Source organism: Bacillus sp. LSHTCR4 (assembly GCF_057197025.1).
The window spans coordinates 150,575-169,875 of the sequence record NZ_JBXUNO010000001.1; the positions used below are offsets into that span (position 1 = coordinate 150,575).

Consider the following 19,301-nt stretch of genomic DNA (forward strand, 5'->3'; position numbering starts at 1 on the left):
ACCTATGATTACATATGAAGAAAAGGTTATAAAAGAACTGGAGCAGTGGAAAGCTACATTCATGAAAGATTCTTCTATGATGACACGGTTCTCAAAGAAAGTGCAGACGAAAGTACAACAGCTTATTCCGGCGAAAGTGCAAAAAGTATTAACAGAAACGATTCGGATGATGGTGCAAACAATTAGTGCCGGATCAAACTTTATAAAGCCGAAATTAAAAGAGACGAACTGGTCATTGCAAAGACGAGACGATGAAGTACGTAAAAAAATGGATGAGTACAAAAAAATAGCAGCGGCAGAAGGGGCTGGGACGGGAGCAGGTGGTATTCTTCTTGGCCTTGCTGACTTTCCGCTTTTACTCGGCATTAAAATTAAATTTTTATTTGATGCAGCAACATTGTACGGATTTGATACGAGTAACAAAGAAGAGCGCCTTTTTATCCTTCACGTTTTCCAGCTTGCCTTTTCAAGTGACGACCATCGAAAAGAAATATGGAAAGCAATCGAAACGTGGGATACAGAAGAAGAAAATCATATGGACTGGGAAAAGTTCCAAACAGAGTACCGAGACTATATCGATTTAGCGAAAATGCTTCAGCTCGTGCCAATAATCGGTGCCCCGGTCGGCGCATATGCGAACTATCAATTATTGCAACGACTTGGAGAAGTGACGATGAATTGTTATCGTATGCGATTGTTGAATAAGGATTAAAAAGAAGGCGTCCTACATGTGTAATGTAGGACGCCTTTTCTTAGAAGCCAAGTCCGATATAGCTAACTCCAACTATAATCAATACGATAAAAAGTACAATGATGAATGAAAATCCGCTCTTACCAGCTTGTCCAGCTTCACCGCCGCCAGTGCCACCACTACCGCCTTTACCACCAAGTCCCATATGATATCCTCCTTATTGTTATATGTTGCTTTTACTTTATAATTTTCTATGCTTTCCAATAAATCCCTTCTGTAGCGTTAACTAACTTGAAAATCATTTCGTTTCATTTTATAATTCACTTACCGACCGGTAAGTAAAAACAAGTGAGGTACAGTATGACAAGGAATTTACAAACATCGCAAAACATTGTAGAGGCTTCATTTAAACTTATGGCAGAGCACGGCATTGAGAAGATGAGCCTTTCCATGATTGCGAAAGAGGTAGGTATTTCAAAACCGGCTATTTATTATCATTTTTCTTCTAAAGAAGCGTTAGTGGATTTTTTATTTGAAGAAGTTTTTTCTGGATATCATTTCGTGAGTTATTTTGATAAAGAGCAATATACGAGAGAAAATTTTGCAGAAAAGTTAATCGCAGATGGTTTACATATGCTCTCTGAGTATGAAGGACAAGAAGGAATACTACGTGTTATAAATGAATTTATCGTAACTGCGGCGCGAAATGAAAAGTATCAGAAACGTTTATTTGAAATACAAGAAGAGTTTTTAAATGGTTTCCACGATCTATTGAAGAAAGGCGCGAGACTGGGCGTTGTGTCACAAGATGCAACGGAAGAAAACGCTCATACGCTAGCGCTCGTAATTGATAATATGAGCAATTACATGCTCATGGGATTTCAGTTAAAGTATAAAGAAATTTGGATTCGAAATGTGAAAAACGTCATGAAGGAGGAGTAAAGATGAAAATGCAAAAAAACTGGTGGCTCGGTTTTCTTGGGTTCATTGGGTTGTATAAAATTCCGAGCATGATAGAAGCTTTTCAAGCGGATGGAAATTGGATGAAGTTAATCGGTTTCATTTGGCTACTTTGGTTCGGATATTTTATTCCTGAGAAGAAAGAAGATTAAATTTCAATTTTCTGTAAGGTTATGTAAAATATAGATTGAGACTATTCATATATTAGATTACTAGATTTGGAGTGGTTACATGGATCCATTGAGAAATAAAATTCACCCTGACATGGTCAAGGTGTGGAAAGTTCGGGCTGTAATTGAAGAAGGAATCGGTATTCTTGTCATTTTAGCTTACCTTTTCCTCATGATAAAGTTTGATTGGTGGGCGTGGATTTTGTACGTGTTAATCGGTTTAACAGTTGCGTTAGCACCATTGGAGTACTTCGTATTCCCAAAACTACGTCAGCGTTATTACAGCTACCAACTAAATGAAGAAGAACTTGAAATTCAGCACGGTCTTTTCGTCGTAAAGCGCGTATTAGTACCGATGATTCGTGTACAGCACGTGACGATTGAACAGGGGCCGATTATGAGAAAATACGGTTTAGCAGAATTACACATTTCAACAGCAGCAACTTCTCACAGCATCCCAGGCTTAACGATGTATGAAGCAAAAATGTTGAAAACGAAAATCGCAGAATTAGCGAAAGTGAGTGATGAGGATGTATAAGAGGCAGCATCCAATCACGATGTTATTAGAATTAAAAATAACAGATTTTATACCATTTATTATTTTTCTCTTTAGTTTAAAAGGAAAGTTCCCATTTTGGTATTTAGTTCCTATCGGTTTTGCAGTAATCACGATTGTTTCAGCTATCGTAGGCTGGTATTACAAAGTATATTGGGTTGAAAATAACGTATTACATGTGAAACAAGGTCTCTTTGTAAAGAAGGAGAGCTATTTAAATAAAGAACGTGTGCAAACAATCAACACAAGTTCTAACGTGTTATATCAAATGCTCGGTTTAAAGAAAATTCAAATCGAAACAGCTGGTGGAGGCGATGATGCAGAAGTTAGCTTAGCTGGTATTACAGTAGAAGAGGCAACAGAGCTTATTACTTTGCTAAATGAGCCAACTCCAGAAGTGAAAGCAGAAGGAACGTTAGACGAAGCAACAGAAAATGTAGTAGAAAAAGAAATTGTTACAGAAGAAAAACAAGCGACAGAATATAAATTAACTTGGAAAGAGATTTTATTAGCATCTGTTACATCTGGACAGTTTGGACTATTATTCTCATTAATCTTTTTCGTGTATCACCAAGTAGAGGAGTACATTCCGAAATGGATAGAGAATAGCGTAAAGTCATATGTAATGCAACATAATATATATGGCTGGATTTTCATGGTAGTTATTTTTCTCGTCCTTTCGTGGATTATATCTACAATCGGTTATGCGCTAAAACATGGAGATTTCACAGTAAATCGAAGAAATGACGAAGTCCGCATTTCACAAGGATTACTTGAGAAAAAAGAACTCGTCCTAAAGTTACATCGTATTCAAGGGATTACGATAAAAGAAAGTATTTTACGTCAGCCATTCGGTTATTGTGCTGTGCAAGTAGAAGTGATTCAAAGTAAGGGAACGAGTGACGAAAAAGAAAAAGTTACACTGCATCCAATCATTCGAAAAGATCGAGTACAACAGTTACTCGCGCATTTACAATTACCATACGAACTGCATACAAATATTATTTCATTACCAAAAGCAGCATTACGCCGCTATCTCATTGATAGTTTCATCTTCTTCGCAATGTTAGCTATCCCGCTTATTGGAATAAGTATATACTTTGAAAAGCACTTCATCATGTGGGCATTAATTCCGCTCGCAATTCTCATTTTTATACTCGGATACGCAACATTTAAAACAAATGGTTACAGTGTAACTGGAGAGCAAATTACGCTTGTATATCGCAGCATCGGAAAATATACAGGACTTGTTAGAAGAAGACACATCCAATCAATGGAAAAGACGCAATCCTATTTCCAGCGCCGCGCAGATTTATGTACGTATAAGTTCTCTAACGCATCATCGAATTATAAACTAGAGCATACGAGAGTAGAAGATGCGGAGAGAATGCAGGATTGGTATAAGAAGAGAATAAGTGAGAATTAAGTGGAATGGCTCGTCTTTTGCGGAAGGCGGGCTGTTGTTTTGTGAAACTAATGAATAATATATGGGGAAGGAAAAGTGAGGTGAATGAGAGTGAGCAAATTTTTAATACCATATTCATTTTCTATATTAAGTTTCTTTATCTCAGCAACGGCACTTGATTTATATGATAGGATGGGAACAAATAATGAGATGGTTTCGCCGAACATACTTGGTAAGATAATTCAATCTACTGCGCAAATGGGAGTCCTTACATTGTATTTCGGAGTACCTATCATTTTAGGTGGCTGTCTACTTGGTGAACTATTGCTTAGAGGTATCATTTTACGATTTAAACTAAGCTATATTATATCTTTATTATTATATCTACTTTTAGCTTTTAGTATTGTTTTTATTTTTGTGTCTGTAATGGTAGGAGTTCCAGCTGCATATGAAGAAGTTCGCACTCTTGAAACGATGTATTTCATAGGGATAACCATGATTTGCGCTGTTACATTCTTTGTAGGCCGGAATATATGGGAGAAAAAACAAATTAATAATGGAGTGACAAAATGAAATACACATGTCCATGCTGCGGATATCAAACAATAGAAGAAGAACCACCAGGTACATATGAAATTTGCAGTATATGTTATTGGGAAGATGATCCCGTTCAATTTAACGATCCTGACTATGAAGGCGGAGCGAATGAAGTTTCGTTAAGACAAGCACAGAAAAATTTCATTACGTTCGGTGCTTGTGAGGAATGTTTTGTGAAATCAGTTAGAAAGCCGACTAGTGAAGATGTGAAGGATGCTAGTTGGAAGCAAATTTGTTAAATAAAAATGTTATTACTCAATTTAACAAGAGTAATAACATTTTTTTATGCCATGATGAAAGAATTAACTCCGCCTTATAAGATAAAACAATAAAATAGAAAAGAAATAAAATTTTCGTTTTTGGAGATTATGAATTATTAATTTGATGATATAGCTGATTCCTTTTATGAAGTTATAAAAAAACAGTATAGTTTCTAGAGATGTGAACAGAGGATTTGAATTGATTTAAAGTTGATGGAACAAAATAAGACTAATTGAGCAAAAAAATTTGCAAAATTAAAAGAGGAGTTGTATATTAATTGATGCATCAAATATTGATGTGTCAATTAATATTTGATAAGAAAGAAGGCGGGATTTTATATAAGCTACAAAGTTAAAGCAAAGATAGTATAAATTTGATATTAGGGAGTAGAGGGGGCACAATAGTGTGGAAATCATCGCAGCTATTTTAGTCGGGATCGTAGCGTTAGAACATTTATTTATCATGATCCTCGAAATGTTTTTTATTCATTCAAAAGTGGCAAAACGTGCTTTTCAATTACCGGAGCATTTAGAAGGAGATCGAAACGTCGCCATTATGTTTGCAAACCAAGGTTTATATAATGGATTTTTAGCCGTTGGTCTCATTTGGGGACTTATACTTGGTCTCAATTCGATTGGTTATATGGTTCAATTATTCTTTGTAATTTGCGTGGTAGTAGCAGCTCTTTTCGGCGGTTTTACATCTAATAAATCAATTATTGTGAAACAAGGACTTCCAGCTATATTAGCGTTGATTGCCCTTTTAATTGTGATATAGAACCAAAGCGTTTGTATAAAAGAACTCTTTTTTGAAAAATACGCTATTCTTTCTGTAGGCTCATAGGAAAGAATAGCGTATTTTTTCATTTTCATATCCTTCAACTTAAGAAGTTTATAACATCCGAAAATAATAACTTTGTACCTTTTCACTTAGAAATGTAAATTCCCTCTTTTTTTGCATGATTGTTATGAAAATACGTATTACATTAAGGATTGGAACCGGATTAACGCTTTAAAATATAGAAAGTGGGGAAAATAATGTAAAAAAATATTGTATGTTTAAAAACTTTATGTTACATTTGTGTTACGATAAAGTTACAAGATGTGACTTTTGTTACACTTTGTTTTCTGTTGGTTTTCGGTATGTTACGAATTGAGGTGCGTATCCAATCAACCGAGAATATATAAAGTTAAAAAACTACCAAAATAAAAATAGTTTTCCTATGTGTATAAGAGTGTGTGTAGTAAAGAGCCTGGTGAGAGCTTTACGCACATTATTAAAATTCCTTTCTGTCTTAAAAGAAGAAGAAAACCAACTAATTAGGGGTTTTAAGTAATGATAGTAAATGAAATGTACTTCCTTTCCCACACACAATGTAGTACATATTTACTTTCAGTCTAATTACTACACAGATTTTTATACATATGACGTTATTGTTTTAGGAATACATAGGGGGAGAAACATTGAGGAAGTTATTAACGGTAATTGGGATTACATTTTTAATGTTAGTAGGATGTAGTAATGGAGATTTTGAAAAAGAAATAGATGCAGGGAAGACCGCTTTAACAAATAAAGAATATAAAAATGCTTTATCATCATTTGAACGAGCGCTGGATGAGAAAAAAGACGATTCAGATGCAATCGTGCTTGTAGAACAAACGAAAATCATGATGGAAGCAGTAAAGTTAAAAGCAGAAACAAAGATAGAAGAATCAATTCAGTCATTTGAAAAAGTAGAGAACATGAAAGATGGAAATATTACGCTTATAAAGCAGGCCAAAGAAGAACGAACAGCATTACTAGCCCTTTTAGAACAAAAAAAGAAGTATAGCGAGCAACTGACGAAAAGTGAAGAGTTAATAAATAAGAAAAATTATGCAGAAGCGAAAGAGACATTAAATAAGCTAGTTTCAGAAACAAAAAATAACAAGAACCTTGAAGAATATAATAAAAAAGCAGTAGGATTAGTTACGAAAATTAGTGAAGACGAAAAAACTGCAAAGAATGAAACAGCAGCAAAGGCAAAAAAATAAATGCAGCAACGGGTCAAAAGGTAGCAATAGAAAAGAACCCAAAAGTAGAGACAGGAAAGAATCAAGATACATTTACTTTTGAGAAAGCTACAGCATACATTAAAAATGAATATAAAGAAAACTATGATTACACGCTAGAACATACGCAAGTAGAGAATGGAAAGAAATATTATCAAATGAGAGTGCGTACGACATATAAAATAGAAGGCGCAGCTGGATCAGGATTTACTGGCGTATTCAAAGTATTTGAAGATGGTACAATTGTTGAAGTGCATTAAGTTGATGAAAAGAACATGATACAAAACAGTAACAAAAATAGAGATAATAAAAAGGTATCCTTTAAGTAGTACGAGGATACCTTTTTACATTTTAATTGTTCTTTTTAACTAATCTTTAATAATCAATCCCAATAAAGATGCAAACTGAATAGCTTGATATGGTGATACTTTACATCCTCTTAGGTCGTTCACTGAAACGGTAAGTGTATCAAAAGTAGAGGAACTAATATCTATTCCCTTTAGTGATGTTTGATCAAAATTTGCTTCGTCAAGGCTGCATGAATCAAATTCAACCTTCTTTAGCTTACAGTCAAAAAAGTCTGCATTATTTAATGAAGTTTCATTAAATATAATCTTTTCTAGCTTAGAATTTCCAAATGAGGCTAAATTCAAAATTGAATTTTCAAATTCAACATTCCCTAAGCTAGATTCTGTAAAATTAACTCCAATTAATTTACTGTTTTTAAATTCGACTCTGTGAATAGAAGAATTGCTTAAATTAACATTTGATAAATCGCAGTTTTCAAAACAAACATCTGTGATATCGATATTGCTAAAGTCTGTATTCGTGAACTTACAATTCTTTATCACTGCATTATATAAACGCACTTTATCTACAGATTCGTGTTCAAAAGTAGAATCGATAATTTCACACATTTCTAATGTTGGATCTTCTTCATAAAAAATATCGTGAAAACTCTTTAAAGATAACTCTGGCGAAATTTTTGGTCTATCAATTTTCATATTATATCCTTCTTTCATTGAATTAGTTAGCTAGAAACAATGGTATGTCCTATAGAAAGAGCTTTGTAGAAATTCCCTCTCTTTTTATACTACTCTTTTATTAACTTTAGCAATAAAAGTTAACGGTTCATTTCACGTTGCAGTATTTCAAAAAAACAATGATACGTGATAGCCATCTACTGTTGCATGACCTATTTTTTATTACCCTTCTATTAACTTTAACGATAAAATAATAATGTCTCCCTTAAGAGGAGAGTCAAGAATAAGGGGGCAAAAAAGATTGGAAAATTTATTTTCTATTGGTGAAGTTGCTAGTATGAAAGGTGTTACAATAAAAGCTTTAAGATATTATCATCAAACAGGCATTCTTATCCCCATATACATTGATACAAAAACGGGTTATAGATACTATTCGGTAGATCAATTTGTTTACATTGATATAATTAAAGTTTGTAGAACTTTAGGAACGAGTACGAAAGAACTGCAACAAATTTTTACAGAAAAGAATATGGACGAATTATTAAAATTTTTAGCATTAAAAAGAGAAGAAACGGAGCAAAAGATAAAAGAGATGCAAGCAGTCATTCATACGATTGATAAACTAGATAATAGTGTACAAGTCGCTAAAAAGGTACTAGTACATAATCAAATAACAATACAGTATTTTGAGCAACGTTATATCGTTACTGCTCCATGTAAAGAAGTGGGTAATTTTAAAGAATTCCTTTATTATTCAGATGTAGATAAAATGATTCAGGAGAGAAATTTAGAAACAACGATGGAGATTGGTATAGCATATACCATTCATTCCAAATACAGATTTGAACCAAAGTATGCTTTTTCTGTGTTATGTAAATATGATTACACACAGAACGAGCAAAATATAGATATATTACCAGAAGGTAACTATTTGACACTGGCCTATAAAAAGAATAATAAAGAAGAAAGTATGGAGAAATTAAAAGATTATATAGAGAAAAATAATGTAACAATCAAAAATTGCATTGAAGTGGAATTGTTAGATGAGTTTTTTAGTACGGATTCTTACAGTTGCCAAATGCAATTGCTTATCGAGAATGAGTGAAAATGCACTTTAGAGCATACTCAGAAATAATATAAACTAGAAGATGGTAAGTACAATTGTTGAAAAGGCATCCTCAAAGTATGCGAGGATGCTTTTTTAGCATAAAAAAAAGCATCTAGCAAAAGTACTAGATGCAAATAAAAACACAAGGGAAGACAAAATTCTTCCCTTTTCCCGTAAGTAATTATATCAAAAAATTTATAAAAAACTAGCTTTATTTTTAATATAATTGATGTGTGAAGCTATGAAAGTATAAGATTACACTATTTTTGTAGTGTTTTGTTGAAAAAGGAGCTGTATATATGATTAATTTTAAACCAGAAAATTTGAACCAACTATTAAAAGTGATGCTCATTAGTGCGAATAAGTCTTATGATGCGATTCAAGATTATGAATATACAGGAGAAGCGGTAGTATTCCGTGTAGACTTCGAATATGTTGACGTTTCTCTTATGATTGTGGATATGTTAGGAAGATCAGCGGCGAGATTTAACATTTTGCCATTTGCTAAACCAGATACGAATGAGATAGATTACATTCAGTTTCAAGTGTATTCGATTAATGAAGGGAATTTTAAAGCAGTAATGGACACGATGTAAAAACTATAATTTTACAAAAATGTATATACCAACTAATATATAAGTAATAAATTCATATAATTGGAGTGATGAAATGCAGCCGTTAGAAAGGGAGATTCATTCTAATATGCTGAAAGTGTGGCGAATTCACGCTTTAATTGGAGCGGCAGTTATACTAGCAGTCGTAATTGCGTATTTCTTTTTTATGATCAATTTTAATTGGTGGGGTTGGCTGTTCGGATTGTTAGTAACAGGCGCTATTCTATTTATCCCGCTTGATTATTTTGTATTTCCAAATTTACGTCAGCGCTATTATAGTTATAGATTAAATGAAGAAGAAATTGAAATTCAAAAGGGAGTGTTCGTTGTAAAACGTGTGCTTATTCCGATGATTCGTGTGCAGCATGTAACGATTGAACAGGGCCCGATTATGAGGAAGTACAATTTAGCAGAATTACATATTTCAACAGCGGCAACTTCTCATAGTATTCCAGGTTTAACGAAAGAAGAAGCAGAGCAGCTGAAAAGACAAATTGGAGAACTTGCGAAAGTGAGTGATGAGGATGTATAAAAGGCAACATCCGATTACGATTTTATTAGGTATTCGAATTGCGGGTTTGTTGCCTTTTATTTTTCTTGTATTATTTCGATCAGATGGTCAAGTAGAACCATGGTATTTCTTCCACCTTGTTCTTTTGGCTCTATTATTCATTATGGCTATTTTCTCAGCTATAAAATGGTATTTTAAAGTGTACTGGGTTGAAAATAATATTTTACATATTAAACATGGCGTCTTTGTAAAGAAAGAAAGTTACTTAAATAAAGAACGTGTGCAAAATATTAGTACGTCTTCTAACATCATTTATCAAATACTTGGACTGACGAAATTAAATATTGAAGTAGCGGGCGGCGGGACTGAGCCAGAAGTGATGTTGGCGGGTATTAGAGAAGAAGAAGCGAAGGAACTCATTGCATTATTACATAAAGAAAAAAGCGCTGTGAGTGAAGAGACGCCAGCGGAAGAAGGAAGTAAGACGGTTTATCAGTTAACAACGAAAGAAATTTTAGCAGCATCTATTACATCTGGCAGATTTGGATTAGTGTTTTCTATGTTAGTCATCCTTTACACAGAGTTTAATCAATTTTTACCAGAATGGCTCATTAATAAAGTGGAAGCGTATGTGATGGATAACGGTGTATATGAATTAATCGTTATGGCGGCGATTTTAATGGCGGTTTCGTGGGTCGTTTCTACAGCTGGCTATGCGTTAAAATATGCGAACTTTAAAATAGAGCGAAACGGAAATGAAGTTCGCATCGTGCAAGGATTATTTGATAAGAAAGAGTTTGTGTTAAAATTACACCGCATTCAAGCGATTACGGTGAAAGAAGGCATTCTCCGCCAGCCTTTCGGTTATTGCTCTGTCGAAGTAGAAGTCATTCAAAGTATAGAAGCGGCAGGAAATGAAGTGATGTTACATCCTTTTATGAAGAAAACAGATGTGCGGCAGTTACTTACGTATTTGCAGTTGCCGTATGAAATGGAAGAGGAAATGGTTCATTTGCCAAAGACTGCATTACGTCGTTACGTAATAATGGGATGGATTACAAGTGCTGTACTCGCTGTTCCGATCATCGGTGCGAGTATATATTTTAAACAAAATATCGCGTTATTCACTCTCATACCACTATTTATTATATTTACGTTACTTGCATACGCTCGGTATACAAGTAGTGGTTATATGATACGAGAAAATCAGTTAATCATGGTGTACCGAGGACTCGCGAAATATACAGGAATCATGCGAAGAAGGCATGTGCAAGCAGTCGGATATAGTCAGTCGTACTTTCAAAAGAAAGACGAGCTATGTACAGCTACCGTATCAGTAGCAGGGCATCGTTATAAAGTGAAACATATGCAAAAAGAAGATGCGCTTCGTATATATAATTGGTACAAAGAAAAAGGAAACACCGGCGTGTAACGGTGTTTCCTTTTTGTGTCGTGATTTGTCGATAAATCGATATATCCGAAAAATCGCTGATATAATTCGAGATACGCTGATATATCCAGAAAATCGCTGATATAATTCGAGATACGCCGATATATTTGAAAAATCGCCGATATAATTTCATATACCGCTGTCTCTAAACTCCAAACTCCCAAACTTAAACTAACACATCAAAAGTAGTTACGAAAGACGGACGAGAGAAAATACTCTTTTGCTGTTCCGCATGTGGATGTGCCGGAGCTTGTCCTTCTGCTTGTGCGGGGCGTTTTTTATGAGCGTTTTCGAATGAACGTGATTCTGTCCAGTCTTTAAAGTTTTGCTCTGTTTCCCACATCGTTAAGATGACGTATGTATCGTTACTTAATGGGCGTAGAACGCGGATCGCTTGGAATCCTGGTTCGTTTTCAATAAGGCCTGCGCGGTTTTTAAAACGGTTTTCAAATACTGGGCGACCTTCGTCTGTTACAGAAATGTTGTTACAAACGATATAACCAGGTTGTCCTTTAAATTCTCCAACAGCGTCTAGTACATCATACTTAAGAGATCCTTCTACAGATTCTTCTGTATTTTCTTTATAAAACATATTTTTTTCATCATTTTTTGCAGTGAAATGTGCTTGTTCTAGAGGTGTTTCGTATGAAATAATAGCCTTCATTTTCATGCCCCCTTACTTATTTGTTTCTATTATATCAACTCTCTTAAAAAACTTCGAAGATTATATACATAAAGATACTTCTTTTTCAAATAATAAATGTACCATCATTTGGAAAGAAGGACGATGTATGAAGAAAGTAAAGTGGACTTTATTAGGTGGGTTAGCAACGCTTGTATTAGCGATTGTCCTTTATAAACTTATCGTGTTAGCTGGTGGCTATATGATGGATGAAAAGCAGCTCGTTTTCCACTCTTCATCACGTATCGTTGACCAGAAAGGGAAAGAAATTACGAAATTATACGTAGAAAATAGAGACCTCGTACCAATCGAACAAATCCCAAAATACGTGCAGCAGTCGTTTATTGCGGTGGAAGATTCTCGTTTTTATGAGCATCAAGGAATTGATTACCCGTCTATATTTCGTGCTCTTTATAAAGACACGTTAGCTGGAGGGAAGGTCGAAGGCGGCAGTACGATTACGCAGCAACTTGCTAAAAACGTCTTTTTAACTCGTGAAAAAACATTTACGCGCAAGTTGAAGGAAGTCGCAATTTCCCTTCAATTAGAGCAAAAATATACGAAGCAACAAATTCTTGAAATGTATATGAATCATATTTATTTTGGACATGGAGCTTACGGTATTCAAGCAGCAGCAAAATTGTATTTTAATAAAAATGTAGAGGATTTAACAGTAGAAGAAGGGGCAATGCTTGCAGGTCTTCCGAAGTCGCCAAACGGATATTCACCTTATTTTTCTCCAGAGAAGAGTAAGGAGCGGCGTGATCTCGTATTGTCACTTATGCATAAACAAGGCTATTTGACTGCCGAAGAAAGCGTACGTTATCAAGGGAAGACAATTGCTCTATATAAAAATTTAGATGAGAACGAACTCGCATATATGCCGTATGTTGATATGGTCATAGATGAAGCAGCACGTTTATACGGATTGTCTCATCAAGAAGTGCTTCGCGGAGGATATACGTTTGTTGTACCGATGGATGAAAAGATTCAAAAGGTAGCGTATAACCAGTTTCAAGATGCAAGGAATTTCCCTGGGAAAGAAGAGGGAGCGCAAGGTGCTTTTTTATTAATGGATAATCGTACGGGCGGAATTAAAGCAGCAATTGGCGGAAGAAAGTACGTCCCGAGAGGATTTAATCGTGTTTTTGCAAAAAGACAGCCCGGTTCTGTACTAAAACCACTTATCGTCTATGCACCAGCACTCGAAACGAAAAAGTATAATCCGTATTCTTTACTGACGAATGAAAGACATTCTTTTGAAGGTTATGAACCTCGGAACTATAACCGTGAATATTCGAAAGAAATAACGATGTACGATGCGATTGTAGAGTCAGCAAATGTACCGGCAGTTTCTTTATTAAATGAGTTAGGGGTAGAAGAAGGAAAGCAATATTTAGAGAAAGGAAATGTTCACATTGCTGATGCTGGTTTAAGTACAGCGCTTGGCGGATTAAAAAATGGCGTTTCAACATTTGATCTTGTGAAAATGTACCGTGCGTTTTTAGCAAATGGCGATATTATTGAGCCGCACGTTATTGATAAAGTATTCAATAGACACGGCGCAGTCATTGGAGAGTCGCCAAAAGTAGAAACGAAAATTTTCTCGAAACAAACGGCATGGTATATGACGAAAATGTTAGAAGGAGTTGTGAAGGAAGGGACAGCGAAAGCCGGTGTATATAACGGGGCGTTAGCTGGGAAAACAGGTACAACTTCCTTACCAAATGACGATAATGGAGCGAGAGATATGTGGTTCGTTGGCTATACGCCAAATTTAGTAGGCGCTGTTTGGATTGGATATGACCGCATAGATAAAGAGCATCAGTTGCAAGGAGAAAGTGCGTCAGCAACAAAATTGTTTAAGAAAATTTTAACGAAGGCAAATGTAGAACAGAAAGAGCAATTTATGAAACCAGAAGGTGTGGAAACAATCGGTGCTCCGATTCGGCTGCGCAAGATAGAAGATGTGAAAATGAAATTAGCATTTAGCCCTTTCGGTTTATTTAAAGCGAAATTAAGCTGGACACCACTTCCAGATGAAAGAATTATGTATCGTATTTATAGAGTGGAAAATGGAATTCATACGCATGTAGGTACTGTAAACGGTGCTGGGGAATATGAGGAAAAGTTCGTTAACATCTTTTCAAAACCGAGTTTTTACGTTGTGCCATATAACACACAAACGAATCGTGAAGGAGAAAAGTCAAAAGTAGCTAAACCATAGTTTTTCTCTATGTTATAATAAGAATGTTGTGAAAATAGTAAGCGTTTTTAAGAATGTTTGTGTCAATTTAATGAACAACGTACATAATATTATGCATTTTGTTTTTACAAGCTGTATAGTAAAAAAAGATAAATATCGAACGTATTCGAAGCATTGGTAAGGAAGGGAGCAAGGGTCTTGGTAAGAACTATAAATGAGACATTTTTAAAAGCATGTAGGGGGGAACGTACTGATTATGTACCAGCGTGGTATATGCGTCAAGCAGGTCGTTCGCAGCCGGAATATAGAAAGATAAAAGAAAAGTATTCTTTATTTGAAATTACACATAATCCAGAGTTATGTGCTTACGTTACAAAGTTGCCAGTTGATCAATATAACGTAGACGCAGCAATTCTTTATAAAGATATTATGTCACCACTACCTGCAATTGGCGTGGATGTAGAAATTAAATCAGGTATTGGCCCAGTTATTGATAATCCAATCCGTTCTTTACAAGACGTAGAAAAACTAGGGGAAATCAATCCAGAAGATGACGTACCGTACATATTAGATACAATTCGTTTATTAACGACAGAAATGTTAGACGTACCGTTAATCGGTTTTTCAGGAGCTCCATTTACATTAGCGAGCTATATGATTGAAGGCGGTCCATCTCGTAACTACCATAATACGAAAGCGTTCATGTATGCAGAGCCAAAAGCTTGGTTCGCTTTAATGGATAAACTAGCAGATATGGTTATTACATATTTAAAAGCGCAAATTAACGCAGGAGCAAAAGCAGTTCAAATTTTCGATTCTTGGGTTGGAACAGTAAACGTAGCAGATTACCGCGTATTTATTAAACCAGCAATGGAGCGTATTTTTGCAGAAGTTCGCACGATGGGTGTACCGATGATTATGCACGGCGTAGGAGCTGCACACTTAGTAAATGAATGGCACGACTTACCGCTTGATGTAGTCGGCTTAGATTGGCGCTTACCAATCGAAGAGGCACGTGCACGCGGCGTTCATAAGGCGGTACAAGGTAATATGGATCCTTCGTTCTTACTTGCACCATGGTCTGTTATTGAAGAACATGTAAAAGGTATTTTAGATCAAGGGATGAAGCAGCCGGGTTATATCTTTAACTTAGGTCACGGTGTATTCCCAGAAGTAAATCCAGATACATTAAAACGTTTAACTACATTTATTCATGAGTACTCTAAAGAACAGTTAGCGAAGTAAAGGAGCATTGCTGTATGAAAAAGAAAATTGGTTTGCTTGTAATGGCATACGGAACGCCATATAAAGAAGAAGATATTGAACGTTACTATACACATATTCGCAGAGGAAGAAAGCCAAGTCCTGAAATGCTAGAAGATTTAACAGAGCGCTACCGTGCAATTGGTGGTATTTCTCCTTTAGCTACTATTACATTAGAGCAAGCTAAGAAGTTAGAGAAGCGTTTAAATGAAGTACAAGATGAAGTAGAGTACCATATGTATCTTGGCTTAAAACATATTGAACCGTTTATTGAAGACGCAGTGAAAGATATGCATAACGACGGTATACAAGATGCAATCGCACTTGTTCTTGCACCGCACTATTCTACGTTTAGCGTAAAATCATACGTTGGACGAGCACAAGAAGAAGCTGAGAAACTTGGAAACTTAACAATTCATGGCATCGACAGCTGGTATAAAGAACCGAAATTTATCCAGTACTGGGTTGATGCAGTGAAAGGAATATATAATGGTATGTCAGACGCAGAACGTGAAAAAGCAGTATTAATCGTATCAGCTCACAGCTTACCAGAAAAAATTATTGCAATGGGCGATCCATATCCAAATCAATTAAATGAAACAGCGGATTATATTGCAAGAGGCGCTGAAGTAGCAAACTATGCAGTAGGTTGGCAAAGTGCTGGAAACACACCAGATCCTTGGATTGGTCCAGATGTACAAGATTTAACGAGAGAACTAAATGAAAAGCACGGTTATACTTCATTCGTATATGCACCAGTTGGATTTGTTGCGGAACATTTAGAAGTTTTATATGACAATGACTTTGAGTGTAAAGTTGTAACGGATGAAATTGGCGCAAAATATTATCGTCCAGAAATGCCAAACGCATCGGACGCATTTATTGACTGCTTAACAGATGTTGTATTAAAGAAAAAAGAATCTGTAATGTAAGAAGAAAGGGGGAGCCTGCTTGAGGAAAAAAGTTGTAATCATCGGCGGTGGCATCACAGGATTAACAACAATGTATAACTTACAAAGAGATATTCATGACAAGAACTTGCCGATTGATACATTACTGATAGAAGCATCGGGTAAACTTGGCGGGAAAATTCAAACCGTTCGAAAAGATGGATTTACAATTGAACGCGGTCCGGATTCTTTCTTAGCACGAAAAGAAAGTGCAGCTAGATTAGTGAAAGAATTAGGTCTTGGCGATGAACTTGTAAATAATCAGGCCGGTCAATCATTTATCCTCGTAAACAATCGGTTACATAAAATGCCGAGCGGATCAATGATGGGAATTCCAACGCAAATTACGCCGTTTCTATTTTCCGGGCTGTTCTCCCCAATTGGTAAACTAAGAGCTGGTTTTGATCTATTAATGCCGAGATCAAAGCCAGTATCTGACCAATCACTGGGGCATTTTTTCAGGCATCGCCTCGGAAACGAAGTGGTTGAAAATTTAATCGAACCATTACTATCGGGTATTTATGCAGGAGATATTGATGAAATGAGCTTAATGTCAACATTCCCGCAAATGTATCAAATTGAGCAGAAACATCGCAGTATTTCACTTGGTATGCGTACGCTCGCTCCAAAAGCAGAGAAAGCTGAACCGAAAAAAGGAATCTTTCAAACAGTGAAAACTGGTTTAGAATCTATCGTAGAATCTCTCGAATCAAAGATGCATGAAGGTACGATAATAAAGGGCACTCGCATTGAAAAAGTTGCAAAACTTGGTGATGGCTATACGATTACTCTTAGTAACGGAAAAGAAATAGAAGCGGATGCGGTCGTAGTGGCAAGTTCACATAAAGTATTGCCATCTATGTTTGCACAGTACAAGCAGTTTCGTTTCTTCCGCAACATTCCGTCCACATCAGTTGCGAATGTAGCAATGTCTTTCCCGAAATCAGCCATTCAGCGCGATATTGATGGTACAGGATTTGTCGTATCTCGGAATAGTGATTACACAATTACAGCATGTACGTGGACACATAAAAAATGGCCACATACAACGCCAGAAGGAAAAATGCTTCTTCGATGTTACGTTGGACGACCTGGTGATGAAGCAGTTGTAGAACAAACAGAAGAGGAGCTCGTTCAGCTTGTACTAGAAGACTTACGAAAGACGATGGATATTACAGAGGATCCAGAGTTTACCATCGTAAGTCGCTGGAAAGAAGCGATGCCCCAATATACAGTAGGTCATAACGAGCGAATGAAGAAACTCACAACATTTATGGAGAAAGAGTTGCCAGGTATATACTTGGCAGGTAGTTCTTACGCTGGTTCTGGTCTGCCGGACTGTATTGATCAAGGTGAGAGGGCTGCAAAGCGTGTATTATCTCATTTGGAGAAAGTAATAGATGCTGAATTAATCGTACAATAAAATATAAGAAACGCCTTCAATCGTATTGAAGGCGTTTTGTTTGTTATATAAAATACTTATTCGCCAATAAACATATATAAGTTATTTGGCTTTATCACAGCATCACCAGCATAAATAACCCATTCTGTTAAGTTATCAAAATCTAAATGATAAGAATTTCCTTCACTCATATCGTCTATAAAATATGGTTCATTGATGAGTATTCCTTGAATCAGGTCTTCTGTAATATGTTGCATTTCAAACCACATATGTTCGCTTTTACCCTCTTCATAGGAAACACCAAACTTAGCGAGAAAACGAAACTCTTCATTGGATTTTTCAATTTGAAAAATGTTGCTGAAATACCCGAAAGTATTCTTCGCATTGTAAGCCATACGAGCCGTTTCACTATTTGTTTTATAAAACATGAGCCCTGTAGCTTCCTCGTGTTCTTTGAAAAAGCTTTCGATACATTCTTCTGAAGTATCAAATTTGAACAAGAGAACAGATGGCGATTGATGGTATTCATCTCGGTCATCCATCCCGCCTAAGAATGTGTTTTGTGCATCTATAGGTTGTAGCTTTACTTCTTCATTCTCAATTGAAGATAATTGATCCATACTCGTTTTATGCCCAATATAAGATAATCCTTTCTCCCATGGAACTGCTACTGTATGTATAGAACCTTGCTGACTATGTGCGATAACGATAGGCTCATTCATAGGGACTTGGCCATTCTCAACGGCATTATTAGCAAATGTTTGAAAAAGGTCACCAATGCCGTAGTAGGAAGAAATGCGATTTGGAATAATTAATTCTATTTCTGTTACGCCCGCTCTTAAAAGGCCGTGTGTATGAAACCAATATTGCGTAGGCTCGCCTTCTTTATCGTCTTCATAAACGGAATGAATAACGTATAAGTCAGGAATGTCAGGTAATAATTCATTTTCAACGTGATATTCAATATAGTTTCTAGATATTACCTTCATTGCTGCACTTGAATCAATTACAAATAACAAATCTGGGGCGAGGTTCCATAAAAATTGTATTTGCTGGAAAAAGCAGTCCAGTACATCGCCTACAAATAGCGTACGAGTGAAAATTTCAGTACCGAAAGCCGCATCTTCAAAATTACGATCTACGATTGTAGAATCTTGTCTATTGTACATTTTATATTCTTCTGGGTCATTCGCCTCATCAATATGCAGTTCATACGGTATGATTGTTTCATCCATATGTAACTCAACAATAAGGCTTGTCTCATCACTATAAACAATTTTTAACTCATCAACTTTAGTAGCGATAGTTTCTAGCCGTTGTTTTAACTGCTCAATTGTAATTCTAGTTGGTATAACGGCAATCATATCTGAAAAATGACGTTCTAATGTTCCATTCATAGCTGCGCGGTATGTTTCTGTTTGCACTTCCATCCAATCACTCC

At 35.9% G+C, this 19,301-nt stretch carries 20 protein-coding genes and 1 pseudogene; 17 read left to right on the plus strand and 4 right to left on the minus strand.

The features are described 5' to 3' along the window. Positions 1–4: 4 nt before the first annotated feature. The gene (gene ecsC / locus AC2CGR_RS00745; protein ID WP_044792652.1) at positions 5–712 is read left to right on the plus strand and encodes an ecs operon protein EcsC; all 708 of its coding nucleotides are present in this window, start codon (positions 5–7) and stop codon (positions 710–712) included. A gap of 40 nt (positions 713–752) precedes the next feature. On the opposite strand, the gene AC2CGR_RS00750 is transcribed toward ecsC, so the two are convergent. After that, positions 753–896 carry a YjcZ family sporulation protein gene (locus AC2CGR_RS00750; protein ID WP_087965630.1) on the minus strand — a complete coding sequence of 48 codons (144 nt, stop codon included), beginning with the start codon at positions 894–896 and terminating at the stop codon, positions 753–755. 155 nt (positions 897–1,051) lie between these two features. Here AC2CGR_RS00750 and AC2CGR_RS00755 point away from each other — a divergent pair, with 155 nt between their 5' ends. From AC2CGR_RS00755 to AC2CGR_RS00790, 8 genes and pseudogenes are all read left to right on the plus strand, one after another. Next, positions 1,052–1,633, plus strand: coding sequence for a TetR/AcrR family transcriptional regulator (locus AC2CGR_RS00755; RefSeq protein WP_087965629.1), 582 nt, complete (start codon positions 1,052–1,054; stop codon positions 1,631–1,633). 2 nt (positions 1,634–1,635) lie between these two features. Then, positions 1,636–1,803 carry a hypothetical protein gene (locus AC2CGR_RS00760; RefSeq protein ID WP_165507123.1) on the plus strand — a complete coding sequence of 56 codons (168 nt, stop codon included), beginning with the start codon at positions 1,636–1,638 and terminating at the stop codon, positions 1,801–1,803. A gap of 79 nt (positions 1,804–1,882) precedes the next feature. Then, positions 1,883–2,359, plus strand: coding sequence for a PH domain-containing protein (locus AC2CGR_RS00765; protein ID WP_087965625.1), 477 nt, complete (start codon positions 1,883–1,885; stop codon positions 2,357–2,359). Further along, positions 2,352–3,803, plus strand: a complete 1,452-nt coding sequence (locus tag AC2CGR_RS00770) for a PH domain-containing protein (protein ID WP_087965623.1) — start codon at positions 2,352–2,354, stop codon at positions 3,801–3,803. The genes AC2CGR_RS00765 and AC2CGR_RS00770 overlap by 8 nt, the downstream gene beginning before the upstream one ends. Positions 3,804–3,887: 84 nt before the next feature. Then, positions 3,888–4,355, plus strand: coding sequence for a hypothetical protein (locus AC2CGR_RS00775; RefSeq protein ID WP_484480429.1), 468 nt, complete (start codon positions 3,888–3,890; stop codon positions 4,353–4,355). Then, a complete protein-coding gene (locus AC2CGR_RS00780) occupies positions 4,352–4,618 on the plus strand; it encodes a CPCC family cysteine-rich protein (protein WP_061688123.1) in 267 nt (88 codons plus the stop codon). Before AC2CGR_RS00775 ends, AC2CGR_RS00780 begins: the two co-directional genes overlap by 4 nt. A gap of 427 nt (positions 4,619–5,045) precedes the next feature. Beyond that, positions 5,046–5,417: a DUF1304 domain-containing protein gene (locus tag AC2CGR_RS00785; protein ID WP_087965616.1), complete on the plus strand. Its 372-nt coding sequence runs from the start codon at positions 5,046–5,048 to the stop codon at positions 5,415–5,417. 686 nt (positions 5,418–6,103) lie between these two features. Next, positions 6,104–6,951, plus strand: a pseudogene (locus AC2CGR_RS00790) (hypothetical protein). A 108-nt stretch (positions 6,952–7,059) separates the two neighbouring features. On the opposite strand, the gene AC2CGR_RS00795 reads toward AC2CGR_RS00790, so the two are convergent. Further along, on the minus strand, positions 7,060–7,695 hold the full coding sequence (locus AC2CGR_RS00795; protein ID WP_087965615.1) for a pentapeptide repeat-containing protein: 636 nt from the start codon (positions 7,693–7,695) through the stop codon (positions 7,060–7,062). A 280-nt stretch (positions 7,696–7,975) separates the two neighbouring features. Here AC2CGR_RS00795 and AC2CGR_RS00800 point away from each other — a divergent pair, with 280 nt between their 5' ends. From AC2CGR_RS00800 to AC2CGR_RS00815, 4 genes are all read left to right on the plus strand, one after another. After that, entirely contained in the window at positions 7,976–8,779 is an 804-nt protein-coding gene (locus tag AC2CGR_RS00800) for a MerR family transcriptional regulator (protein ID WP_484480430.1), read from the plus strand. 302 nt (positions 8,780–9,081) lie between these two features. Further along, a complete protein-coding gene (locus AC2CGR_RS00805) occupies positions 9,082–9,378 on the plus strand; it encodes a protoporphyrinogen oxidase (protein WP_087965611.1) in 297 nt (98 codons plus the stop codon). Between the two features lie 73 nt (positions 9,379–9,451). Further along, the gene (locus tag AC2CGR_RS00810; protein WP_087965609.1) at positions 9,452–9,928 is read left to right on the plus strand and encodes a PH domain-containing protein; all 477 of its coding nucleotides are present in this window, start codon (positions 9,452–9,454) and stop codon (positions 9,926–9,928) included. Then, positions 9,921–11,339: a PH domain-containing protein gene (locus AC2CGR_RS00815; protein WP_087965607.1), complete on the plus strand. Its 1,419-nt coding sequence runs from the start codon at positions 9,921–9,923 to the stop codon at positions 11,337–11,339. The genes AC2CGR_RS00810 and AC2CGR_RS00815 overlap by 8 nt, the downstream gene beginning before the upstream one ends. Positions 11,340–11,523: 184 nt before the next feature. Here the strand turns inward: AC2CGR_RS00815 and hmoB are convergent, their stop codons facing one another. Beyond that, entirely contained in the window at positions 11,524–12,021 is a 498-nt protein-coding gene (gene hmoB, locus AC2CGR_RS00820) for a heme-degrading monooxygenase HmoB (protein WP_000644055.1), read from the minus strand. 127 nt (positions 12,022–12,148) lie between these two features. On the opposite strand from hmoB, the gene AC2CGR_RS00825 reads away from it, so the two are divergent. From AC2CGR_RS00825 to hemY, 4 genes are all read left to right on the plus strand, one after another. Further along, positions 12,149–14,266 carry a transglycosylase domain-containing protein gene (locus AC2CGR_RS00825; protein ID WP_087965605.1) on the plus strand — a complete coding sequence of 706 codons (2,118 nt, stop codon included), beginning with the start codon at positions 12,149–12,151 and terminating at the stop codon, positions 14,264–14,266. A 177-nt stretch (positions 14,267–14,443) separates the two neighbouring features. Further along, complete coding sequence (gene hemE / locus AC2CGR_RS00830; RefSeq protein ID WP_000252613.1) at positions 14,444–15,490, plus strand: uroporphyrinogen decarboxylase; 1,047 nt, start codon at positions 14,444–14,446, stop codon at positions 15,488–15,490. A 14-nt stretch (positions 15,491–15,504) separates the two neighbouring features. Next, the gene (gene hemH, locus AC2CGR_RS00835; RefSeq protein ID WP_087965603.1) at positions 15,505–16,440 is read left to right on the plus strand and encodes a ferrochelatase; all 936 of its coding nucleotides are present in this window, start codon (positions 15,505–15,507) and stop codon (positions 16,438–16,440) included. 19 nt (positions 16,441–16,459) lie between these two features. Then, on the plus strand, positions 16,460–17,881 hold the full coding sequence (hemY, locus tag AC2CGR_RS00840) for a protoporphyrinogen oxidase (protein WP_087965601.1): 1,422 nt from the start codon (positions 16,460–16,462) through the stop codon (positions 17,879–17,881). 56 nt (positions 17,882–17,937) lie between these two features. On the opposite strand, the gene AC2CGR_RS00845 is transcribed toward hemY, so the two are convergent. Then, a complete protein-coding gene (locus AC2CGR_RS00845) occupies positions 17,938–19,290 on the minus strand; it encodes a DUF4026 domain-containing protein (protein ID WP_087965600.1) in 1,353 nt (450 codons plus the stop codon). Positions 19,291–19,301: the final 11 nt, after the last annotated feature.